This is a genomic window from Xanthomonas sp. DAR 35659, from assembly GCF_041242975.1.
GTDB classification, from domain to species: domain Bacteria; phylum Pseudomonadota; class Gammaproteobacteria; order Xanthomonadales; family Xanthomonadaceae; genus Xanthomonas_A; species Xanthomonas_A medicagonis.
Genome location: NZ_CP162488.1, coordinates 5,073,002 through 5,088,936, shown reverse-complemented (window position 1 = coordinate 5,088,936; position 15,935 = coordinate 5,073,002). Strand labels below are relative to the sequence as shown.

The following is a 15,935-nucleotide window of genomic DNA, read 5'->3' as shown; positions in this document are numbered from 1 at the left end:
ACTAGGGAGAGTTCATGCGTATCCTTCTGGTCGAAGACGAAGCCCCCCTGCGCGAGACCCTGGCCGCCCGCCTCAAGCGCGAGGGATTCGCGGTGGATGCGGCGCAGGACGGCGAGGAAGGCCTGTACATGGGCCGCGAGGTGCCGTTCGACGTGGGCATCATCGACCTCGGCCTGCCGAAGATGTCGGGCATGGAACTGATCAAGGCGCTGCGCGACGAAGGCAAGAAGTTTCCGGTGCTGATCCTGACCGCGCGCTCGAGCTGGCAGGACAAGGTCGAGGGCCTGAAGCAGGGCGCCGACGACTATCTGGTCAAGCCGTTCCACGTGGAGGAGTTGCTGGCGCGGGTCAACGCGCTGCTGCGCCGCGCCGCGGGCTGGAGCAAGCCGACCCTGGAATGCGGCCCGGTCGCGCTGGACCTGGCGGCGCAGACGGTCAGCGTCAGCGGCAGCAACGTCGACCTGACCAGCTACGAGTACAAGGTGCTCGAGTACCTGATGATGCATGCCGGCGAACTGGTCTCCAAGGCCGACCTCACCGAGCACATCTACCAGCAGGATTTCGACCGCGATTCCAACGTGCTGGAAGTGTTCATCGGCCGCCTGCGCAAGAAGCTGGACCCGGACGGCGAACTGAAGCCGATCGAGACCGTGCGCGGCCGCGGCTACCGCTTCGCCATCCCGCGCACCGAAGGCTGATCGGCGCACGCCGCTGCGACGCGTGATCGAAGGACGCGAAGGCGTGCCGGCACGGCCCAAATGGTACAAGCGCTGGCGCCCGCGCTCGCTGCAGGCGCGCCAGTTGCTGGCCGCCAGCCTGAGCCTGGTGGCGTTCCTGGCCGCGGCCGGCTACGCGCTAGACCAGGCCTTCGCCGATACCGCACTGAGCAACCTGCGCGAACGCCTGAAGAGCTACGCCACCGCCTACGCCAACAATGTGGACGTGGCGCGCGACGGCTCGCTGTACATCAACAGCGACAAGCCGCCGCCGGACCCGCATTTCGACCGGCCCGGCAGCGGTCTGTACGCGCAGATCGTGATGCCCAACGAACGGTGGGTCTCGATGTCCAGCGAAGGCCCGCTGCCGCCCACGGGCGGCATGCTCGAGCCGCGCCAGGAAACCTTCGACGGCCCCTGGCCGATGACCCAGATCGACGGCAGCGAAGGCGAGGTCTACCGCTACGGCATCGGCCTGGCCTACGTGCGCCGCGACAAGGAAACCCCGGTCACCATCTACATCATGGAGGACACCCGCGCGCTGGGCGCGCAGCTGTTGGTGTTCCGCCACCGGGTGTGGTTCAACCTCGGCGGCGCCGGCTTGATCCTGTTACTGCTGCAGGCCTTCATCCTGCAGTGGAGCCTGCGCCCGCTGCGGCGCGTGATCAACGAACTGACCAAGGTGCAGCGCGGCGAAGCGCTGCGCATGGGCGACCGCCATCCGCGCGAGCTGGAACCGCTGACCGACAGCATCAACGCCTTCATCGAGAGCGAGCGCGAGAACCTGGACCGCCAGCGCAACACCCTGGCCGACCTGGCGCACAGCCTGAAGACGCCGCTGGCGGTGCTGCGCACCCAGCTCGACAGCGGCACCCAGGGCCCGGAACTGCGCGAGGAACTGGACGTGCAGCTGCGACGCATGAACAACCTGGTGACCTACCAGCTCAGCCGCGCCGCCTCCAGCGGCCACAAGCTGTTCTCCGCGCCGCTGCCGATCGAGCCCAACGCCGAGGAGATCGTGCGCGGGCTGGAGAAGGTGTACGCGGCCAAGGGCGTGCTGTGCGAGTTCGACATCGAGCCGAGCGCGCGCTTCCACGGCGAACCCGGCGACCTGCAGGAACTGCTCGGCAACCTGCTCGAAAACGCGTTCAAGTGGGCGCGGCGCAGGGTGCTGCTGAGCGTGCATCCGGCCCCGGCCACCGGCAGCCGCCGCGCCGGCTTGGTGATCTCGGTGGAGGACGACGGCCCCGGCATCGCCCCGGAGGAGGTCGCGCACATCCTGCAGCGCGGCGTGCGCGGCGACGAGCGCGTGCATGGCCACGGCATCGGCCTGGCGATCGTGCAGGACCTGGTCAAGGGCTACCGCGGCGAACTGCAGGTGAGCCGGTCCGAGGAGCTGGGCGGCGCGCGCTTCCTGGTGACCCTGCCGCCGGGCCTGTAGCTGGATCGATCGGCCACCAGGGCCGCCAGGTGAATCCCGCGCAAATGCCGCGGGCGCTTCCGACAACCGCTTAACGCGCGACACGGGCAGACGCGGATACTGCGCGGGTCTTCACACCCGGTTACCGGTCAAGGAGCGCCGCATGCCCAAGCCTCGGCCACCTTCCGCCTCGCGTCTGCGCGTGCACGGACGCCGCGCGTTGCGCAATGCGCAGCGCCTGCTGCTGTCGCTGCTGCTGGTGTTGTTCACCGTGGCCGCCATCGCCGGCAGCCAGAAGGTGCTCGAACGCGACGACGCGCGCTGGCTGCAATCGATGAGCGCCGGCCTGGACAGCGGCAGCGTGCAGCAACTGCAGCGCGACGGGCGCAAGCGCTTCCTGCGCGAACAACTGCAGGCGGCCAGCGGCGACGCCGCGTTGCCGGCGGCGGTGCGCGCGCAACTGGACGGCTACGAGGCGCTGCATACGCCGGTGCAGGAACTGCTCAAGCAGTTGGATGCGCGCCAGCAGTACATCAAGGCCATGCCCGACGGCGACGCCAAGGTCGCGGCGAAGAAGGAGCTGCAGCAGCGCGCCGACGCGATGCTGGCGCAGGCGCGGCAGGCGCAGCTGCTGCGCGCGGTGTATTCGCCCGACCAACTGCGCGAGCAGATGGTGTGGTTCTGGCTCAACCACTTCAGCGTGTTCGCCGACAAGGGACGCCTGCACTGGACGGTCGCCGACTACACCGACAACGCGATCCGCCCGCATGCGCTGGGCAAGTTCTCCGACCTGGTGATGGCGACGCTGCAGAGTCCGGCCATGCTGGAGTACCTGGACAACGCGCAGAACGCCAAGGGCAAGGTCAACGAGAACTACGCGCGCGAGCTGATGGAACTGCATACGCTCGGCGTGAACAGCGGCTACAGCCAGCACGACGTGCAGCAGCTGGCGCTGATCCTCACCGGCGTCGGCATCGCCCCGCCCAACCGCGACGCGCCGCCGAAGTTGCCGCCGCAACAGCAGGCGCAGTATCTGCGCCGCGGCGCGTTCGAGTTCAACCCGGCGCGGCACCAACCCGGCGACAAGACCCTGCTCGGCCAGCGCATCGCCGGCGGCGGGTTCGACGAGGTCGAGCGCGCGGTGCAGCTGATCGTGCGCCAGCCGGCCTGCGCGCACTTCGTGTCGCAGCGCCTGGCCGAATACTTCGTCGCCGACGATCCGCCGCCGGCGCTGGTGGACAAGATGGCGCGCGTGTTCCAGCGCAGCGACGGCGATATCGCGCAGGTGCTGCAGGTGATGTTCACCGCGCCGGAAATGGCCGCCGGGGCGCCGCGCAAGTTCAAGGATCCGTACCGCTTCCTGGTGTCGTCGCTGCGCCTGGCCTACGACGGGCAGACCATCGTCAATCCACAGCCGTTGCTGGGCTGGTTGAGCCAGATGGGCGAGCCGACCTACGGCCGCATCACGCCCGACGGCTGGCCGCTGCAGTCCAGCGCCTGGAACAGCTCCGGGCAGATGGCGCAGCGCTTCGAGATCGCGCGCGCGATCGGCGGCGGCAATACGCAGCTGTTCACCAGCGACGGGCAGCAGCGCGGTGGCTTTCCGCAACTGACCACGCCGCTGTACTACCAGGCGATCGAACCGCAACTCGGGCAAGCCACCCGCCAGGCGCTGGCGCAGGCGCGTTCGCAACAGGAGTGGAACGCGTTCCTGCTGGCCTCGCCGGATTTCAACTACCGCTGATCCGGCCCATCGCGCCGGGCGCGGCGATCGCCGCCGCGCCCGACGCTCTCGGAGATACCGTCATGCACCGTCGCCAGTTCCTGTTCGCTTCCGCCGCCGCGGCCGCCAGCCTGCCGTTCGCCGGGCGCCTGTTCGCCGCGCCGGCGCCCTCGCCGCGCTTGCTGGTGGTGTTCCTGCGCGGCGGCTACGACAGCAACAACCTGCTGGTGCCTTACGCCAGCGATTTCTACTACGCCTCGCGCCCGAGCCTGGCGATCGCCAGGCCGGATCCGGCCAATCCCAACAGCGCGATCGCGTTGGACGCGCAGTGGGGTTTGAACCCGCGGCTGCGCGACACGCTGCTGCCGCTGTGGACCGACAAGCAGTTGGCCTTCGTGCCCTTCGCCGGCACCGACGATCTGTCGCGCAGCCATTTCGAGACCCAGGACAACATCGAGGCCGGACAACCGGCCGGCCAGCGCAGCGACTACCGCACCGGCTTCCTGGCGCGGCTGTCGCAGGTGGCCACCGGCACGCCGTCGATCGCCTTCACCGACTCCTTGCCGCTGAGCTTCCAGGGCGGCGGCGACATCCCCAACCTCTCGCTCAAGCGCAATCCCACCCCGGCCTTCGACCAGCGTCAGGCCGACATCCTGTCCGGCATGTACCACGGCACGCCGCTGGCCAGCGCCGCGCACGAGGGCCTGGCGCTGCGCCAGCAGGTCTCGCAGGCGCTGCGCGACGAGATGCAGCAGGCCAACCGCGGCGCCGCCAGCGCGCGCACCTTCGCCGACGAGACCCGGCGCATCGCCACGCTGATGCGCGAGCGCTACCGGCTCGGCTTCGTCGACGTCGGCGGCTGGGACACCCACGTCAACCAGGGCAGCACCGATGGTCCGCTGGCGACCAACCTGGGCAACCTGTCCGAAGGGCTGGCGGCCTATGCCGACGCGCTGGGGCCGGAGTGGCGCAATACGGTGGTGGTGGTGCTGTCCGAGTTCGGCCGCACCTTCCGCGAGAACGGCGACAAGGGCACCGACCATGGCCATGGCACCACGTACTGGGTGCTGGGCGGCGCGGTCAAGGGTGGCCGCATCGCCGGCGAGCAGGTGGCGGTGAGCAAGGACAAGTTGTTCCAGGATCGCGACTACCCGGTGCTGACCAACTATCGCGATCTGTTCGCCGGGCTGCTCGGTCGCATGTGGGGACTGTCGCCGACGCAGTTGCAGAAGGTGTTCCCGCAAGCGCATGCGCGGGATCTGCAACTGGTGTGAGGTATGCGGTGTGGCCTTGTCGCATGCGCGACCGAGGGCTAGGCGCCGATGCCGTTCGACATTGTCAGGTCTGCCGCTCCGCCCATCGCGACTGAAGTCGCTCCCACAGGGGCGCGCGTCGAGAGGGTCGGGTGCACTGTAGGAGGGGCTTCAGCCCCGACAGGCAGTGTCCGGAGTCAGTGCGGTTTCGACTTCGTTCGGTCGCGGCTGAAGCCGCTCCTACAAGGGGCTTGCGGTGAGCCGATCGGGTGAACTGTGGGGGACTTCGGTCCCGACGGCATCCGAAGCTGGAAGGTTCACCACTGCGCGCGTCGTGGTCGAACTAGGTCCTGCAGGAGCTTCCTCGTGCTGCGATCTCCTCTTGCGTACCCCCCATACCGAGCGCCTATGCGGCAGCGAACGGAGAGCGGCCATAGAACCGCGCCAGATGCGCCGCCACTTCCGGCATCTCGCGTTGCAACCGCTCCGGCGCGGAGAAATGGTATTCGCTGACCACGGCGAAGAACTCTTCCGGCGCTTCGGCGGCATAGGCGTCGATCTCGCTGGCGCGACCGCGGTCCACGCGCTCGCAGAACGCGTCGTAGCTGCGCTGGAAGTCGGCGGCCCATTGCCGCTGCCAGTCGCGCGGCAGCGGCGGCGTGCCGTCCAGGGCGCCGTCGAGCACGTCGAGCTTGTGCGCCATTTCGTGCACCGCCACGCAGTAGCCGGCGCGCGGGTCGTCCAGGTCGGCCTGCACGTCGGCCCAGGACAGGATCAGCGGGCCGCTGTCCCAGGACTCGCCGATCAGTTCGTCCTCCCATTCGTGCAGGACGCCGGCCGCATCGACGTGGCTGCGCTGCACGCGGAAGGCATCCGGATACACCAGCAACTGCGACCAGCCGCGCAGGCCCTCGGCGCCGAACTCCAGCAGCGGCAGGCAGCACAAGGCGGCGAGCACGGTCCGCTGCGCCGCGTCGAGCTGCAGGTCGGCCAGCGGCGAGATGGTCTTGCTGTGCAGGAACTGCGCCGCCAGCGCACGCAGCGTCTGCTCGCGCGCCGCGTCCAGCGCCGGCACCCATGGGCAGCGTTGCCGCACCAGGTGCCAGGTCGCCTCGTCGATCGGATCGGGCGCCGGCAGCAGCCGGCGCAACCAGCGTGGGATCAGCGGAACATCCCCGGCAGGAAGCTGTGCCACTTGGGCATGTGCAGGCGCGGCACCAGATCGCCGTCGCCGCCACCGCCATTGCCGCTCGGCGCCGCGGTCGCCGGCTTGGCCGAGCCGGGCGGACGCGCCGCGGCGGTCGGGTGCGCCTGCGTGGCGCCGGCATCGGTGGCGTCGGTGTAGACGCAGTCGTTGCGCTGCTTGCTTGCCAGCGCGTTGGACGCGTGCGCGGCGGCCAGCGGGAGCAGCAGCAGGATCAGGCAGGGCAGAAAGCGGCGCATCGTCGGCATCCATTGCGAGCGGCGGTGAATCCCGATTCTAGCGCGGTTTTTACCCGGCGCAGGGCCGCCGCCGCGCGCGCGGGCGGCGCTTCCCGCATACTTTTCCGCTTCTGGGTCGCGTCTTCGGGGGCGTGCGGGGTGAAACGAGGCGATGCAACCGGCGTGGACGAGCGCGAACTCCTGGCCCGGCTCGGCCAGGGCCGCCTTTCCGGCGACGCCCTGGCGCGCTCCTTCGGGCTGACCCGGGCCGCGGTCTGGAAGCGCATTCAGGCGCTGCGCGCGGCCGGGGTGGAGATCGACGGCCGGGCCGGCGACGGCTACGGGCTGGCGCGGCCGCTGGAACTGCTCGACGCCGAGCGCCTCCGCGCCGCGCTGGCGCCGGCGGCACGCGCCGAGCTGGCCGGGTTGGAGATCGCCTGGAGCCTGGCCTCCAGCAACAGCACGCTGCTGGCGCGGCCGGTGCCGGCCCACGGCAGCGACGTGCTGCTGGCCGAGCGCCAGACCGGCGGCCGCGGCCGCCGCGGCCGGGTCTGGGCCTCGCCGCTGGCGGCGCACCTGTACCTGTCGGTGGCGCGCGGCTTCGACGGCGGGCTGGGGCGGCTGGGCGGGCTGAGCCTGGCCGCCGGCGTAGCCGTGGCCGAGGCGTTGCGCGCGGCCGGCTTCGCCACGGTCGGGCTGAAATGGCCGAACGACCTGCTCGCCGACGGGCGCAAGCTCGGCGGGCTGCTGGTCGAGGGCGGCGGCGAGTTCGCCGGCCCGGCGCGGGCGGTGATCGGCCTGGGCCTCAACGTGCGCATGCCGGCGGCCAGTGCCGCGGCCATCGACCAGCCGTGGACCGACCTGGCCACACTGGCCGGCGCCGAGGTTTCGCGCAACGCGATCGCCGCCGCGGTGCTGTCGCATCTGCTACCGGCGCTGGCGCTGTTCGACGCGCAGGGCCTGGCGCCGTTCCTGCCGCGCTACGCGGCGCTGGACCTGCTCGCCGGGCGCGCGATCCGCATCGACGACGGCGGCACGCCGCGCGAGGGTGTGGCGCTGGGCCTGGCCGAGGACGGCGCGCTGCGGGTGGCCTTCGCCGATGGCGAGCGGCCGTTGCATGCCGGCGAAGTCAGCGTGCGGCCGGCATGAGCGACTGGTTGTTCGACCTGGGCAATTCGCGCTTCAAGTTCGCCGCGCTGGAACGCGGCGGCGCCGGCCCGGTGCAGGCCTGGGCGCATGGTGCCGAGACCATGGAGGCGGCCGCGGTGGCGGCCTTGCCGCGCGGCGACACCGCCTACGTCGCCAGCGTCGCCGCGCCGGCCTTGACCGCGGCGGTGCTGGAGGCGCTGCGCGCGCGCTTCGCGCAGGTGCGGGTGGCGCGCACCGAGGCCGCCTGCGCCGGCGTACGCATCGCCTACGCAGAGCCGCAACGCTTCGGCGTGGACCGCTTTCTGGCCCTGCTCGCCGCACATGACGGTGGCGACGTGCTGGTGGTCGGGGTCGGTACCGCGCTGACCGTGGACCTGCTCGATCGCGATGGCCTGCACCACGGCGGGCGCATCGCGCCGTCGCCGACCACGATGCGCCAGGCGCTGCAGCAACGCGCCGCGCAGTTGCCGGCCGAGGGCGGTGCCTATCGCGAGTTCGCCACCGAAACCACGGATGCGCTGGCTTCCGGCTGCGATGGCGCGGCGTTGGCGCTGATCGAACGCAGCCTGCAGCAGGGGCAGGCACTGCTGGGGCGGCCGTTGCATCTGTTGCTCCACGGCGGCGGCGCGCCGGCCTTGCTGCATGCGTTGCCGCGCGCCGAACAACGCCCATCGCTGGTGTTGGACGGGCTGGCACTGTGGGCGCAGGCGCACGCCGCGGCCGCAGCCGCCGGGTAGAATCGGCGCATGCTCGTCCGCGCCCTGCTCGTCGTCCTGACCATCCTCAACCTCGGCGTCGCGCTGTGGTGGGCGACGCAGCCGCAGACGCCGCCGGCGGTGCCGATGCCGGCAGTGCCGGCGGGCGTGGCGACGTTGCAGTTGGTGCAGGCGCCGGCCGCCGCACAGGCGCCTGGCGCGGCGCCGGCGAGTACCGCTGCCGCGTCCGTGGACGCGAAGACGGCCGATCCTGGCGCAGGCGCATCGACGGCCGCCGGCCCGACGCTCGGCGCACCCGCGGCGGATGCGCCGCGAAGCGCCGCGGTGGCGGCCACCACTGCGCCGGCCGGGGTCGCCGCCGCGCCATCTACACCAGCGCGATCTACATCAGCACCGTCTGCACCTACGCCTGCACCTGCCAAGCCAGCCAATACCGACGTCCAGGTCGCCGCGACCGAGCCGGCAGGCGCACCCGTGTGCCAGAGCCTGGGGCCGTATCCGGATCGCGCCGCGGCCGAGGCGGCGGTGGCCAGGCTCGGCGGCGCCGCGCCGCGTCCGCGCCTGCGCGAGGTCGGCGATGGCGACGCCACCAGCTTTCGCGTGGTGCTGCCGACCATCGGCGGCGAGGACGGCATCAAGGCCGCTGTCGAACGCATCGTCGCTGCCGGCATCCGCGACTACTACCCGTTGCGCCAGGGCGATGCCGGCAACGCGATCGCCCTGGGCCAGTACCGCAGCCGCGAAGGCGCCGAACGCCGCCAGGCCGAACTGGCCCGTGCCGGCTTCAACGCCGACCTGATTCCCAGCGGCGGCAGCGGCCAGTCGCAGTGGTGGCTGGACCTGCGCGCCAGCAACGCGGCGCAGGCCTCGGCCGTGCGCCGGCAACTCGGCGCGTCGCGGCAGCGCACGCTGGACTGCGCCACGCTGCGCTAGAATGCGCCGCCGCCGCCGCGGCATGCCGTGGCGGCCCGCAAGCAGGTAGACTGCGGCGGCCCGCAGTGGCACCGCAACCCGTCTTGCCGCTTTAGCTCAGTCGGTAGAGCAACTGTCTTGTAAACAGTAGGTCATCCGTTCGATTCGGATAAGCGGCACCACCCCGTTTCCCATCCTTGCTGCCGATTCCGCGCAGGAAGCCTGTTCGAAGACGATCCGGCGCGATCAAAGACCGGCGCGTTTTCGCGGGCGCAAATGTGCGGCAGTCGCGAACAGGACGCCGATATTGCCTCCGTGGCGCCGAGCGTCGCTGTGCGACTTGAGTAGGCAGACCTGGGCGCTGTACTGCTGTTGACCTACGCGCCTGGCAGCAGCAAGCCGCGTGCGTGCGCGGAAAGCGGACACCCCCGCCGATCGAGGAAGGCGATGGCCTCCCTGGTGCGCCGGACCAGTCCGGTGTTCGCGATGAACGTCGCCTTCGCGCCATGAAATTCCAGCACGACGTTCTCGGTGTCCCGTGCCCTCCGATAGTCCACCTTGGCGATTTCACGCTACGCGCGGGTACGCGTGCGCAGGACGCGGTACTCCACATGGTCCGCGTGGAGGATCAGCCTGGGATCGAGGCTGTTGTGCGCCCATGCGAACCAAGGAAGGAACGTCAGCCCCGCGAACGCGGCTTCCAGGGACACGATCAGGGGCGTTTCCACGGCGACCTCCAGGAACAGCGGCACAGCTTAGCCAGCGCGTGCTGCCGACGTCCAACCCGTGTGCCTGGCCTGTGCAGCGCACGCGGTCTTTGCCGGAACAAGCCGGCTGGAGCAGGTCGGCACCCCCAATGGCCGAGCGACGCCGGGCGCTCGGCCTGAGTGCGTGGCCTTGAATGCGCGTCTCGGCGCCACCTGCATTGGCACTCGCGCCTTGGTGCTTGGGCTTACACCGAGGCGCTACGCCATGCTTTCGCGTTGGCCGAAGTGAACATCCGCCGCCGCGAGCGCAAGCGCGCGCTGCCTGTTGCGTCGCGGCAAGGCGCGCCGCGTCGGTCTCGTTAGACTGGCGCACATTTTTCGCTGGAGCACGTCCGCATGAGTTCCTCTTTTCCGCCGGTGTCCCTGATCGGCGTTCCCACCGACATCGGCGCCGGCCACCGTGGCGCGCGCATGGGGCCGGAGGCGCTGCGCATCGCCGGCCTGCACGAGGCGCTGGCCGCGCGCGGCATCGAGGTGCGCGACCTCGGCAATCTCGACGGTCCACGCAATCCCTGGCAATCGCCGGTCGACGGCTATCGGCATCTGGACGAAGTAGTGGCCTGGAACCGGGCGCTGATGGAGGCCAGCTACGCCGAACTGCGCACCGGGCGCATGCCGATCATGCTCGGCGGCGACCACTGCCTGGGCATCGGCTCGATCACCGCGGTGGCGCGGCATTGCCGCGAGCAGGGGCGCAAGCTGCGGGTGCTATGGCTGGACGCGCACTCGGACTTCAACACCAGTGAGGTGACCCCGTCGGGCAACGTGCACGGCATGCCGGTGGCCTGCCTGTGCGGCCTGGGGCCGCAGGCGCTCACCGAACTGGGCGGCACGGCGCCGGCGCTGCGCCCGGACCAGGTCCGCCAGATCGGCATCCGCTCGGTGGATCCGGACGAGAAGCGCCTGATCAAGCAGCACCGCATCGACGTGTACGACATGCGCTACATCGACGAGATGGGCATGAAGCGGACCATGGAAGCCGCCCTGGACGGACTCGATGCCGACACCCATCTGCACGTGAGCTTCGACGTGGACTTCCTCGATCCCAGCATCGCGCCGGGCGTGGGCACCACCGTGCCCGGCGGGCCCAACTACCGCGAAGCGCAGCTGGTGATGGAGATGATCGCCGACAGCGGGCGGATGGGGTCGTTGGACATCGTCGAACTCAACCCGGTCCTGGACCATCGCAACCTGACCGCCGAACTGGCGGTGGACCTGGTCGAAAGCCTGTTCGGCAAGTCCACGCTGATGCGCGACTGACGCGGGTTTCCGGAACGAAGCTGAACATTCAGGCGCTTCATTCACGTGAAATCCACAGTGGTGAAGTCAGATTCACCGCCAGACGGTAGCTCGGCAACGGCTATCGCCGCTGTCCCCCTAAAGCCGTGTTACTGCGAGGATTCCACGATGAAGCGACTGCTCACCTTGATGATGCTGACCCTGTTCTCCGCCGGCCTGCTGTCCGGCTGCAACACCGTGGCCGGTGCCGGCAAGGACATGCAGAAGGCGGGCGAGAAGGTGGAAGACAAGGCGGCCGACTGCAGCGACGGCACGTGCTGATCCCTCCGCTGTCGCTGTTGCGTGTGTCCCGTTTCGAACCGTAATCCAGGCGCCCTCGCGCGTCGTGTTCCCACAATCAACGAAGGAGTGAAACCATGAAGCGTACCTTTGCGTGGATGCTGCTGGCGATGTTCTCGGTCGGCCTGCTGTCTGGCTGCAACACCGTGGCCGGTGCGGGCAAGGATGTGCAGAAGGCCGGCGAGAAGGTCGAAGACGCCGCGAAGAACTGAGCCACGCGCTCGGTGATCGAAAGGGCCGGCTTGCCGGCCCTTTCTTTTTGCGCGGTCGCCGGGCGCCGCACGGTAAACGGTTCACCGCCCTCATGCCGCGTTGACGGTGCATTGATCGGCGGGCAACGGCGGCGGCGCGATGCTGGGCGTGCGGTTCGATCGCCGCGACCCAACGAGAGCGACGCTATGAACAAAGACATCATTTCCGGCAAGTGGACCCAGCTCAAAGGCAAGATCAAGGCCCAGTGGGGCGATCTGACCGACGACGATTTCGACGTGGCCGAGGGCAATGCGCAGTACCTGTCCGGCAAGCTGCAGGAGCGCTACGGCTGGGATCGCGACCGCGCCGAGCGCGAGGTGCGCACGTTCCAGGACGGTCTGGACAAGGAGTACCGCAACTGAGGCCAGCCACGCGCCTTGTTGCCCCCAACGGGTCGCGTTCGCGACCCGTTTTCGTTCGTGCGCGCGGTTCAGCGCGCCGGCGGATCCGGCACGAAGTCGCCGGGAAAGGCGCGCGGCGCCTCGGCCACGCGCGGGGACGGCCGCCACTGCGGGATCACGCCGCGCGCGATCAGCCGCGCGCGGCTGTCGTAGCGCAGCTGCAGGCGCTCCTTCGGCACGTCGCTGGCGCGTTCGAACGTGGTGAGGCTGGACGGCGACCATTCGCGCTCGCCATGCCCGGTGCCCAGGCGCTGCTCGGCGCGCTGCATGGCGTCGCTTTCCTGCATGGGCGCCATGGCTGGCGCTGGTGCCGGCATCGGCGCGGCGGGTGCGGCGGCACGCGCGCGGCCTTCGATGGCGACCTGCGGCACGATCGTGGGCGCCTCGTTGAACACCGCCATGCCGATCACGCCGACGTCGTCGGGGCGGCCGGTGCGGGCGGCGTAGCTGTCGGCCAGGTCGGTGAACACGAACTGCGCGATCTCCTGCCGCGATTTGCGCCAGCCGGCGATCTCGGCGCTCCGCCACGGCGCGAGCACGTAGCCGCGCTGGTCGCTGGCGGCGGTTTCGCCGCTGACCGCGTTGACCCCGTCCACCGCCAGTACCACCAGCACGCGGCGGCCGGTGAGGTTGGTCAGGCGCAGCGTGTAGCGGTGGCCCGGCGTGGCGGCGATCCAGCGCTGTCCGCGCTGCCGGTATTCCGGCAGAACTTCACCGCCGGCATCGCGATCGACCACGTTCAGGGCCACCAGTGGCGCGTTGGGCGGCGGCGCAGGGTAGGGGCGAAAGCCGCACAACAGGGCGATGCACAGCAGGGCGGCCGAGAGCGGGCCGATCCGGCGGATCCAAAGCGGGCGAGCGAGGGGACGCATGGGACGACTCCAGGGAGGGACCTGGCATTGAACGCGCGGCGCGGCGGAACGGGGTTGCCGCGCAGCGGTTAAACTCGGCGGGTTTCTTCCGGCCTTCGATCTTCCGCATGACCACCCGCGTCCTCACCGGCATCACCACCTCCGGCACCCCGCATCTGGGCAACTACGTCGGCGCGATCCGCCCCGCCGTGCAGGCCAGCCTGCGCCCCGGCATCGAGAGCTTCTATTTCCTGGCCGACCTGCACAGCCTGATCAAGGCGCAGGACCCGGCGCGGACCCAGCGCTCGACCCTGGAAATCGCCGCCTCGTGGCTGGCGGCCGGGCTGGATCCGTCGAAGGTGTGGTTCTACCGGCAGTCCGACGTGCCGGAGACCAACGAGCTGAACTGGTTCCTGACCTGCGTCGCCGGCAAGGGTCTGCTCAACCGCGCCCACGCCTACAAGGCGGCGGTGGACAAGAACCGCGCCGACGGCGAGGACGACGATGCCGGGGTCAGCGCCGGGTTGTTCATGTATCCGGTGCTGATGGCCGCCGACATCCTCCTGTTCAATGCGCAACAGGTGCCGGTGGGCCGCGACCAGATCCAGCACATCGAGATGGCGCGCGATATGGGCCAGCGCTTCAATCACGTCTATGGGCGCGATTACTTCACCTTGCCCGAAGCGCTGATCGACGAGCAGGTGGCCACCCTGCCCGGGCTGGACGGGCGCAAGATGAGCAAGAGCTACGACAACACCATTCCGCTGTTCGCCCCGCGCGAGGAGCTGAAGAAGCGCGTGTTCGCGATCGTCACCGATTCGCGCGCGCCCGGCGAGCCGAAGGAGACGGAAGGGTCGGCGCTGTTCCAGCTGTACCAGGCCTTCGCCAGCGTCGAGGAGACCGCGGCGTTCGCGCAGGCCTTCGCCGACGGCATCGGCTGGGGCGAGGCCAAGCAGCAGTTGTTCGAGCGCATCGACGCCGAGATCGCGCCGATGCGCGCGCGCTACGAAGCGTTGATGGCGCGTCCGGGCGACATCGAGGCGATCCTGCGCGACAACGCGCAGCGTTTGCGCGCGCGCTACGCCACGCCGTTCCTGGCCGAGTTGCGCCATGCAGTGGGCCTGCGCGATCTGTCGCTGCGCGACGCCGGCCAGGCCGAGGCGGCGACGGCCAGGCAGGCGTTGCCGAGCTTCAAGCAATACCGCGAAGGCGACGGCCGTTTCTACTTCAAGCTGCTCGACGGCGAAGGCGCGTTGCTGCTGCAGAGCGGCGGCTTCGAGTCGCCGCGCGATGCCGGGCGCGTGATCGGCGCACTCAAGCAGGCGCAGCAGGCCGATGCGCTGGAAGGCGCCGATCTGGCCCTGGCGGTGCCGGCCGAGACGGTGCTGGCGGCGCTGCAGCGGCTGCGCGACGCGGGCTGAGCGCGGAAGTTGGTCCGGACATGAAGGGGTGTGGGAAGTGTTCAGTCCTGACGAGGCCTTGGCGGCAATGCCTCGCGACCGAAGGGCACCTCTGATAGCCCGTTTCGCGAATCAAGTCAGATGCCGTTTGCCCTGTAGGAGCGGCTTTAGCCGCGACGAAGCGTTCCCGATAACCCGTCGCGGCTAAAGCCGCTCCTACAGGAACTTCGAAGTTATTGGAGTTGCCCTGAAGCCCCTCCCATCAGACCAGGAAGCGCAGGTCGCCATGGCGGCGAAACACCTGCGTCGCACCGCCCGCACATGTCGTGACGACAAAGGCGGAGCAATGGAGCGCCGAGGCGAGGCCCGTGCAGGGCTGGCAACCGCCTCCATACGGCCTAGAATGGATCTTCGCCCAGCCGCCGCCCTGCGCCATGCCACGCGATCCCAGCATCCATCTCATCGACACCGGCTTCCAGCGCGCGCAGTTCGACGCGGCCTACCTGATCGTGGAGAACGGGCGCGGCGCGTTCGTCGATTGCGGCACCAGCCATTCGTTGCCGGCAATGCTGGCCGCGCTCGATGGTGTTGGCCTGGCGCCGGGCGATGTGGACTGGCTGATCCTGACCCACGTGCACCTGGACCATGCCGGCGGCGCCGGCGCGCTGCTGGCGCAGCTGCCGACTGCGCGCCTGCTGGTGCATCCGCGCGGCGCGCCGCACATGATCGATCCGACGCGGCTGATCGCCGGCGCCACCGCGGTGTACGGCGAGGCCGAGATCGCGCGCAGCTACGGCACGATCGTGCCGGTGCCGGCCGAGCGTGTGGTCGTGGCCGAGGATGGCCAGCGGTTGTGGCTGGGCGAGCGCGAACTGCTGTGCATCGACACGCCCGGCCACGCGCGCCACCACCTGTGCGTGTGGGACGCGCGCAGCCGCAGCTGGTTCACCGGCGACACCTTCGGCCTGTCGTATCGCGAACTGGATAGCGCGAAGGGAGCGTTCGCGATCCCCGCGTCCTCGCCGGTGCAGTTCGACCCGGACGCGATGCGCGCCTCGATCCAGCGCATGCTCGACCACGCGCCGGACACGCTGTATCTCACGCATTTCGGCGCGGTCGGCGACGCACAGACGCTGGCCGCGGACCTGTTCGAGCAACTCGACGCGATGGTTGCGATCGCGCGTGGCTGCGACGGCCGCTCCGATCGCCACCGCTGCCTGGTCGCGGCGTTGACCGCGCTGTACTTGGAGCGCGCGCGGCTGCACGGCTGCCCGCTCGACGACGCAGGCGTCGAGCAGGTACTGGCCATGGACATCGAACTCAACGCGCAGGGCCTGGCCTGCTGGCTGGATCGATGAGGTGCCGGGAATCGGGA

Annotated in this window: 17 protein-coding genes and 1 tRNA gene; 14 read left to right on the top strand and 4 right to left on the bottom strand. The window is 70.0% G+C overall.

The genetic code is table 11. The features are described from left to right. Positions 1-14 precede the first annotated feature (14 nt). The 4 genes from AB3X07_RS21690 (at position 15) to AB3X07_RS21675 (ending at position 5,133) form a co-directional block, all read left to right on the top strand. Positions 15-698, top strand: a complete 684-nt coding sequence (locus tag AB3X07_RS21690; protein ID WP_003469280.1) for a response regulator transcription factor — start codon at positions 15-17, stop codon at positions 696-698. An 88-nt stretch (positions 699-786) separates the two neighbouring features. Further along, entirely contained in the window at positions 787-2,157 is a 1,371-nt protein-coding gene (locus AB3X07_RS21685; protein WP_369944840.1) for a sensor histidine kinase, read from the top strand. Between the two features lie 142 nt (positions 2,158-2,299). Further along, positions 2,300-3,880: a DUF1800 domain-containing protein gene (locus AB3X07_RS21680; RefSeq protein ID WP_369941156.1), complete on the top strand. Its 1,581-nt coding sequence runs from the start codon at positions 2,300-2,302 to the stop codon at positions 3,878-3,880. Positions 3,881-3,942: 62 nt separating this feature from the next. After that, complete coding sequence (locus AB3X07_RS21675) at positions 3,943-5,133, top strand: DUF1501 domain-containing protein (RefSeq protein ID WP_369941155.1); 1,191 nt, start codon at positions 3,943-3,945, stop codon at positions 5,131-5,133. Between the two features lie 385 nt (positions 5,134-5,518). Here AB3X07_RS21675 and AB3X07_RS21670 read toward each other — a convergent pair whose 3' ends face one another. Both AB3X07_RS21670 and AB3X07_RS21665 read right to left on the bottom strand, forming a co-directional pair. Further along, positions 5,519-6,307 carry a zinc-dependent peptidase gene (locus tag AB3X07_RS21670; protein ID WP_369941153.1) on the bottom strand — a complete coding sequence of 263 codons (789 nt, stop codon included), beginning with the start codon at positions 6,305-6,307 and terminating at the stop codon, positions 5,519-5,521. Next, complete coding sequence (locus AB3X07_RS21665; RefSeq protein WP_369941152.1) at positions 6,274-6,555, bottom strand: hypothetical protein; 282 nt, start codon at positions 6,553-6,555, stop codon at positions 6,274-6,276. Before AB3X07_RS21665 ends, AB3X07_RS21670 begins: the two co-directional genes overlap by 34 nt. Before the next feature lie 138 nt (positions 6,556-6,693). On the opposite strand from AB3X07_RS21665, the gene birA reads away from it, so the two are divergent. The 4 genes from birA (at position 6,694) to AB3X07_RS21645 (ending at position 9,493) form a co-directional block, all read left to right on the top strand. Next, entirely contained in the window at positions 6,694-7,683 is a 990-nt protein-coding gene (gene birA, locus AB3X07_RS21660) for a bifunctional biotin--[acetyl-CoA-carboxylase] ligase/biotin operon repressor BirA (protein ID WP_369941150.1), read from the top strand. Further along, positions 7,680-8,420, top strand: coding sequence for a type III pantothenate kinase (locus AB3X07_RS21655; protein WP_369941147.1), 741 nt, complete (start codon positions 7,680-7,682; stop codon positions 8,418-8,420). The genes birA and AB3X07_RS21655 overlap by 4 nt, the downstream gene beginning before the upstream one ends. A 9-nt stretch (positions 8,421-8,429) precedes the next feature. Further along, entirely contained in the window at positions 8,430-9,332 is a 903-nt protein-coding gene (locus AB3X07_RS21650) for an SPOR domain-containing protein (protein WP_369941145.1), read from the top strand. 85 nt (positions 9,333-9,417) lie between these two features. Further along, positions 9,418-9,493 (top strand) — tRNA-Thr (locus AB3X07_RS21645). A gap of 390 nt (positions 9,494-9,883) precedes the next feature. Here AB3X07_RS21645 and AB3X07_RS21640 read toward each other — a convergent pair. After that, entirely contained in the window at positions 9,884-10,063 is a 180-nt protein-coding gene (locus AB3X07_RS21640) for a hypothetical protein (protein ID WP_369941143.1), read from the bottom strand. A 351-nt stretch (positions 10,064-10,414) separates the two neighbouring features. Between AB3X07_RS21640 and rocF the strand changes: the two genes are divergently transcribed. From rocF to AB3X07_RS21620, 4 genes are all read left to right on the top strand, one after another. Then, a complete protein-coding gene (rocF, locus tag AB3X07_RS21635; RefSeq protein ID WP_369941141.1) occupies positions 10,415-11,338 on the top strand; it encodes an arginase in 924 nt (307 codons plus the stop codon). 147 nt (positions 11,339-11,485) lie between these two features. Then, positions 11,486-11,638: an entericidin A/B family lipoprotein gene (locus AB3X07_RS21630; RefSeq protein ID WP_369941139.1), complete on the top strand. Its 153-nt coding sequence runs from the start codon at positions 11,486-11,488 to the stop codon at positions 11,636-11,638. A 95-nt stretch (positions 11,639-11,733) separates the two neighbouring features. Further along, positions 11,734-11,868, top strand: a complete 135-nt coding sequence (locus AB3X07_RS21625) for an entericidin A/B family lipoprotein (RefSeq protein WP_010341024.1) — start codon at positions 11,734-11,736, stop codon at positions 11,866-11,868. Positions 11,869-12,054: 186 nt separating this feature from the next. Then, positions 12,055-12,270 carry a CsbD family protein gene (locus AB3X07_RS21620; protein ID WP_369941137.1) on the top strand — a complete coding sequence of 72 codons (216 nt, stop codon included), beginning with the start codon at positions 12,055-12,057 and terminating at the stop codon, positions 12,268-12,270. Between the two features lie 68 nt (positions 12,271-12,338). Here the strand turns inward: AB3X07_RS21620 and AB3X07_RS21615 are convergent, their stop codons facing one another. Beyond that, complete coding sequence (locus AB3X07_RS21615) at positions 12,339-13,181, bottom strand: hypothetical protein (protein ID WP_369941135.1); 843 nt, start codon at positions 13,179-13,181, stop codon at positions 12,339-12,341. A gap of 107 nt (positions 13,182-13,288) precedes the next feature. Here AB3X07_RS21615 and AB3X07_RS21610 point away from each other — a divergent pair, with 107 nt between their 5' ends. After that, positions 13,289-14,581, top strand: a complete 1,293-nt coding sequence (locus tag AB3X07_RS21610; protein WP_369941133.1) for a tryptophan--tRNA ligase — start codon at positions 13,289-13,291, stop codon at positions 14,579-14,581. 413 nt (positions 14,582-14,994) lie between these two features. Further along, on the top strand, positions 14,995-15,918 hold the full coding sequence (locus AB3X07_RS21605) for an MBL fold metallo-hydrolase (RefSeq protein ID WP_369941132.1): 924 nt from the start codon (positions 14,995-14,997) through the stop codon (positions 15,916-15,918). Positions 15,919-15,935 lie beyond the last annotated feature (17 nt).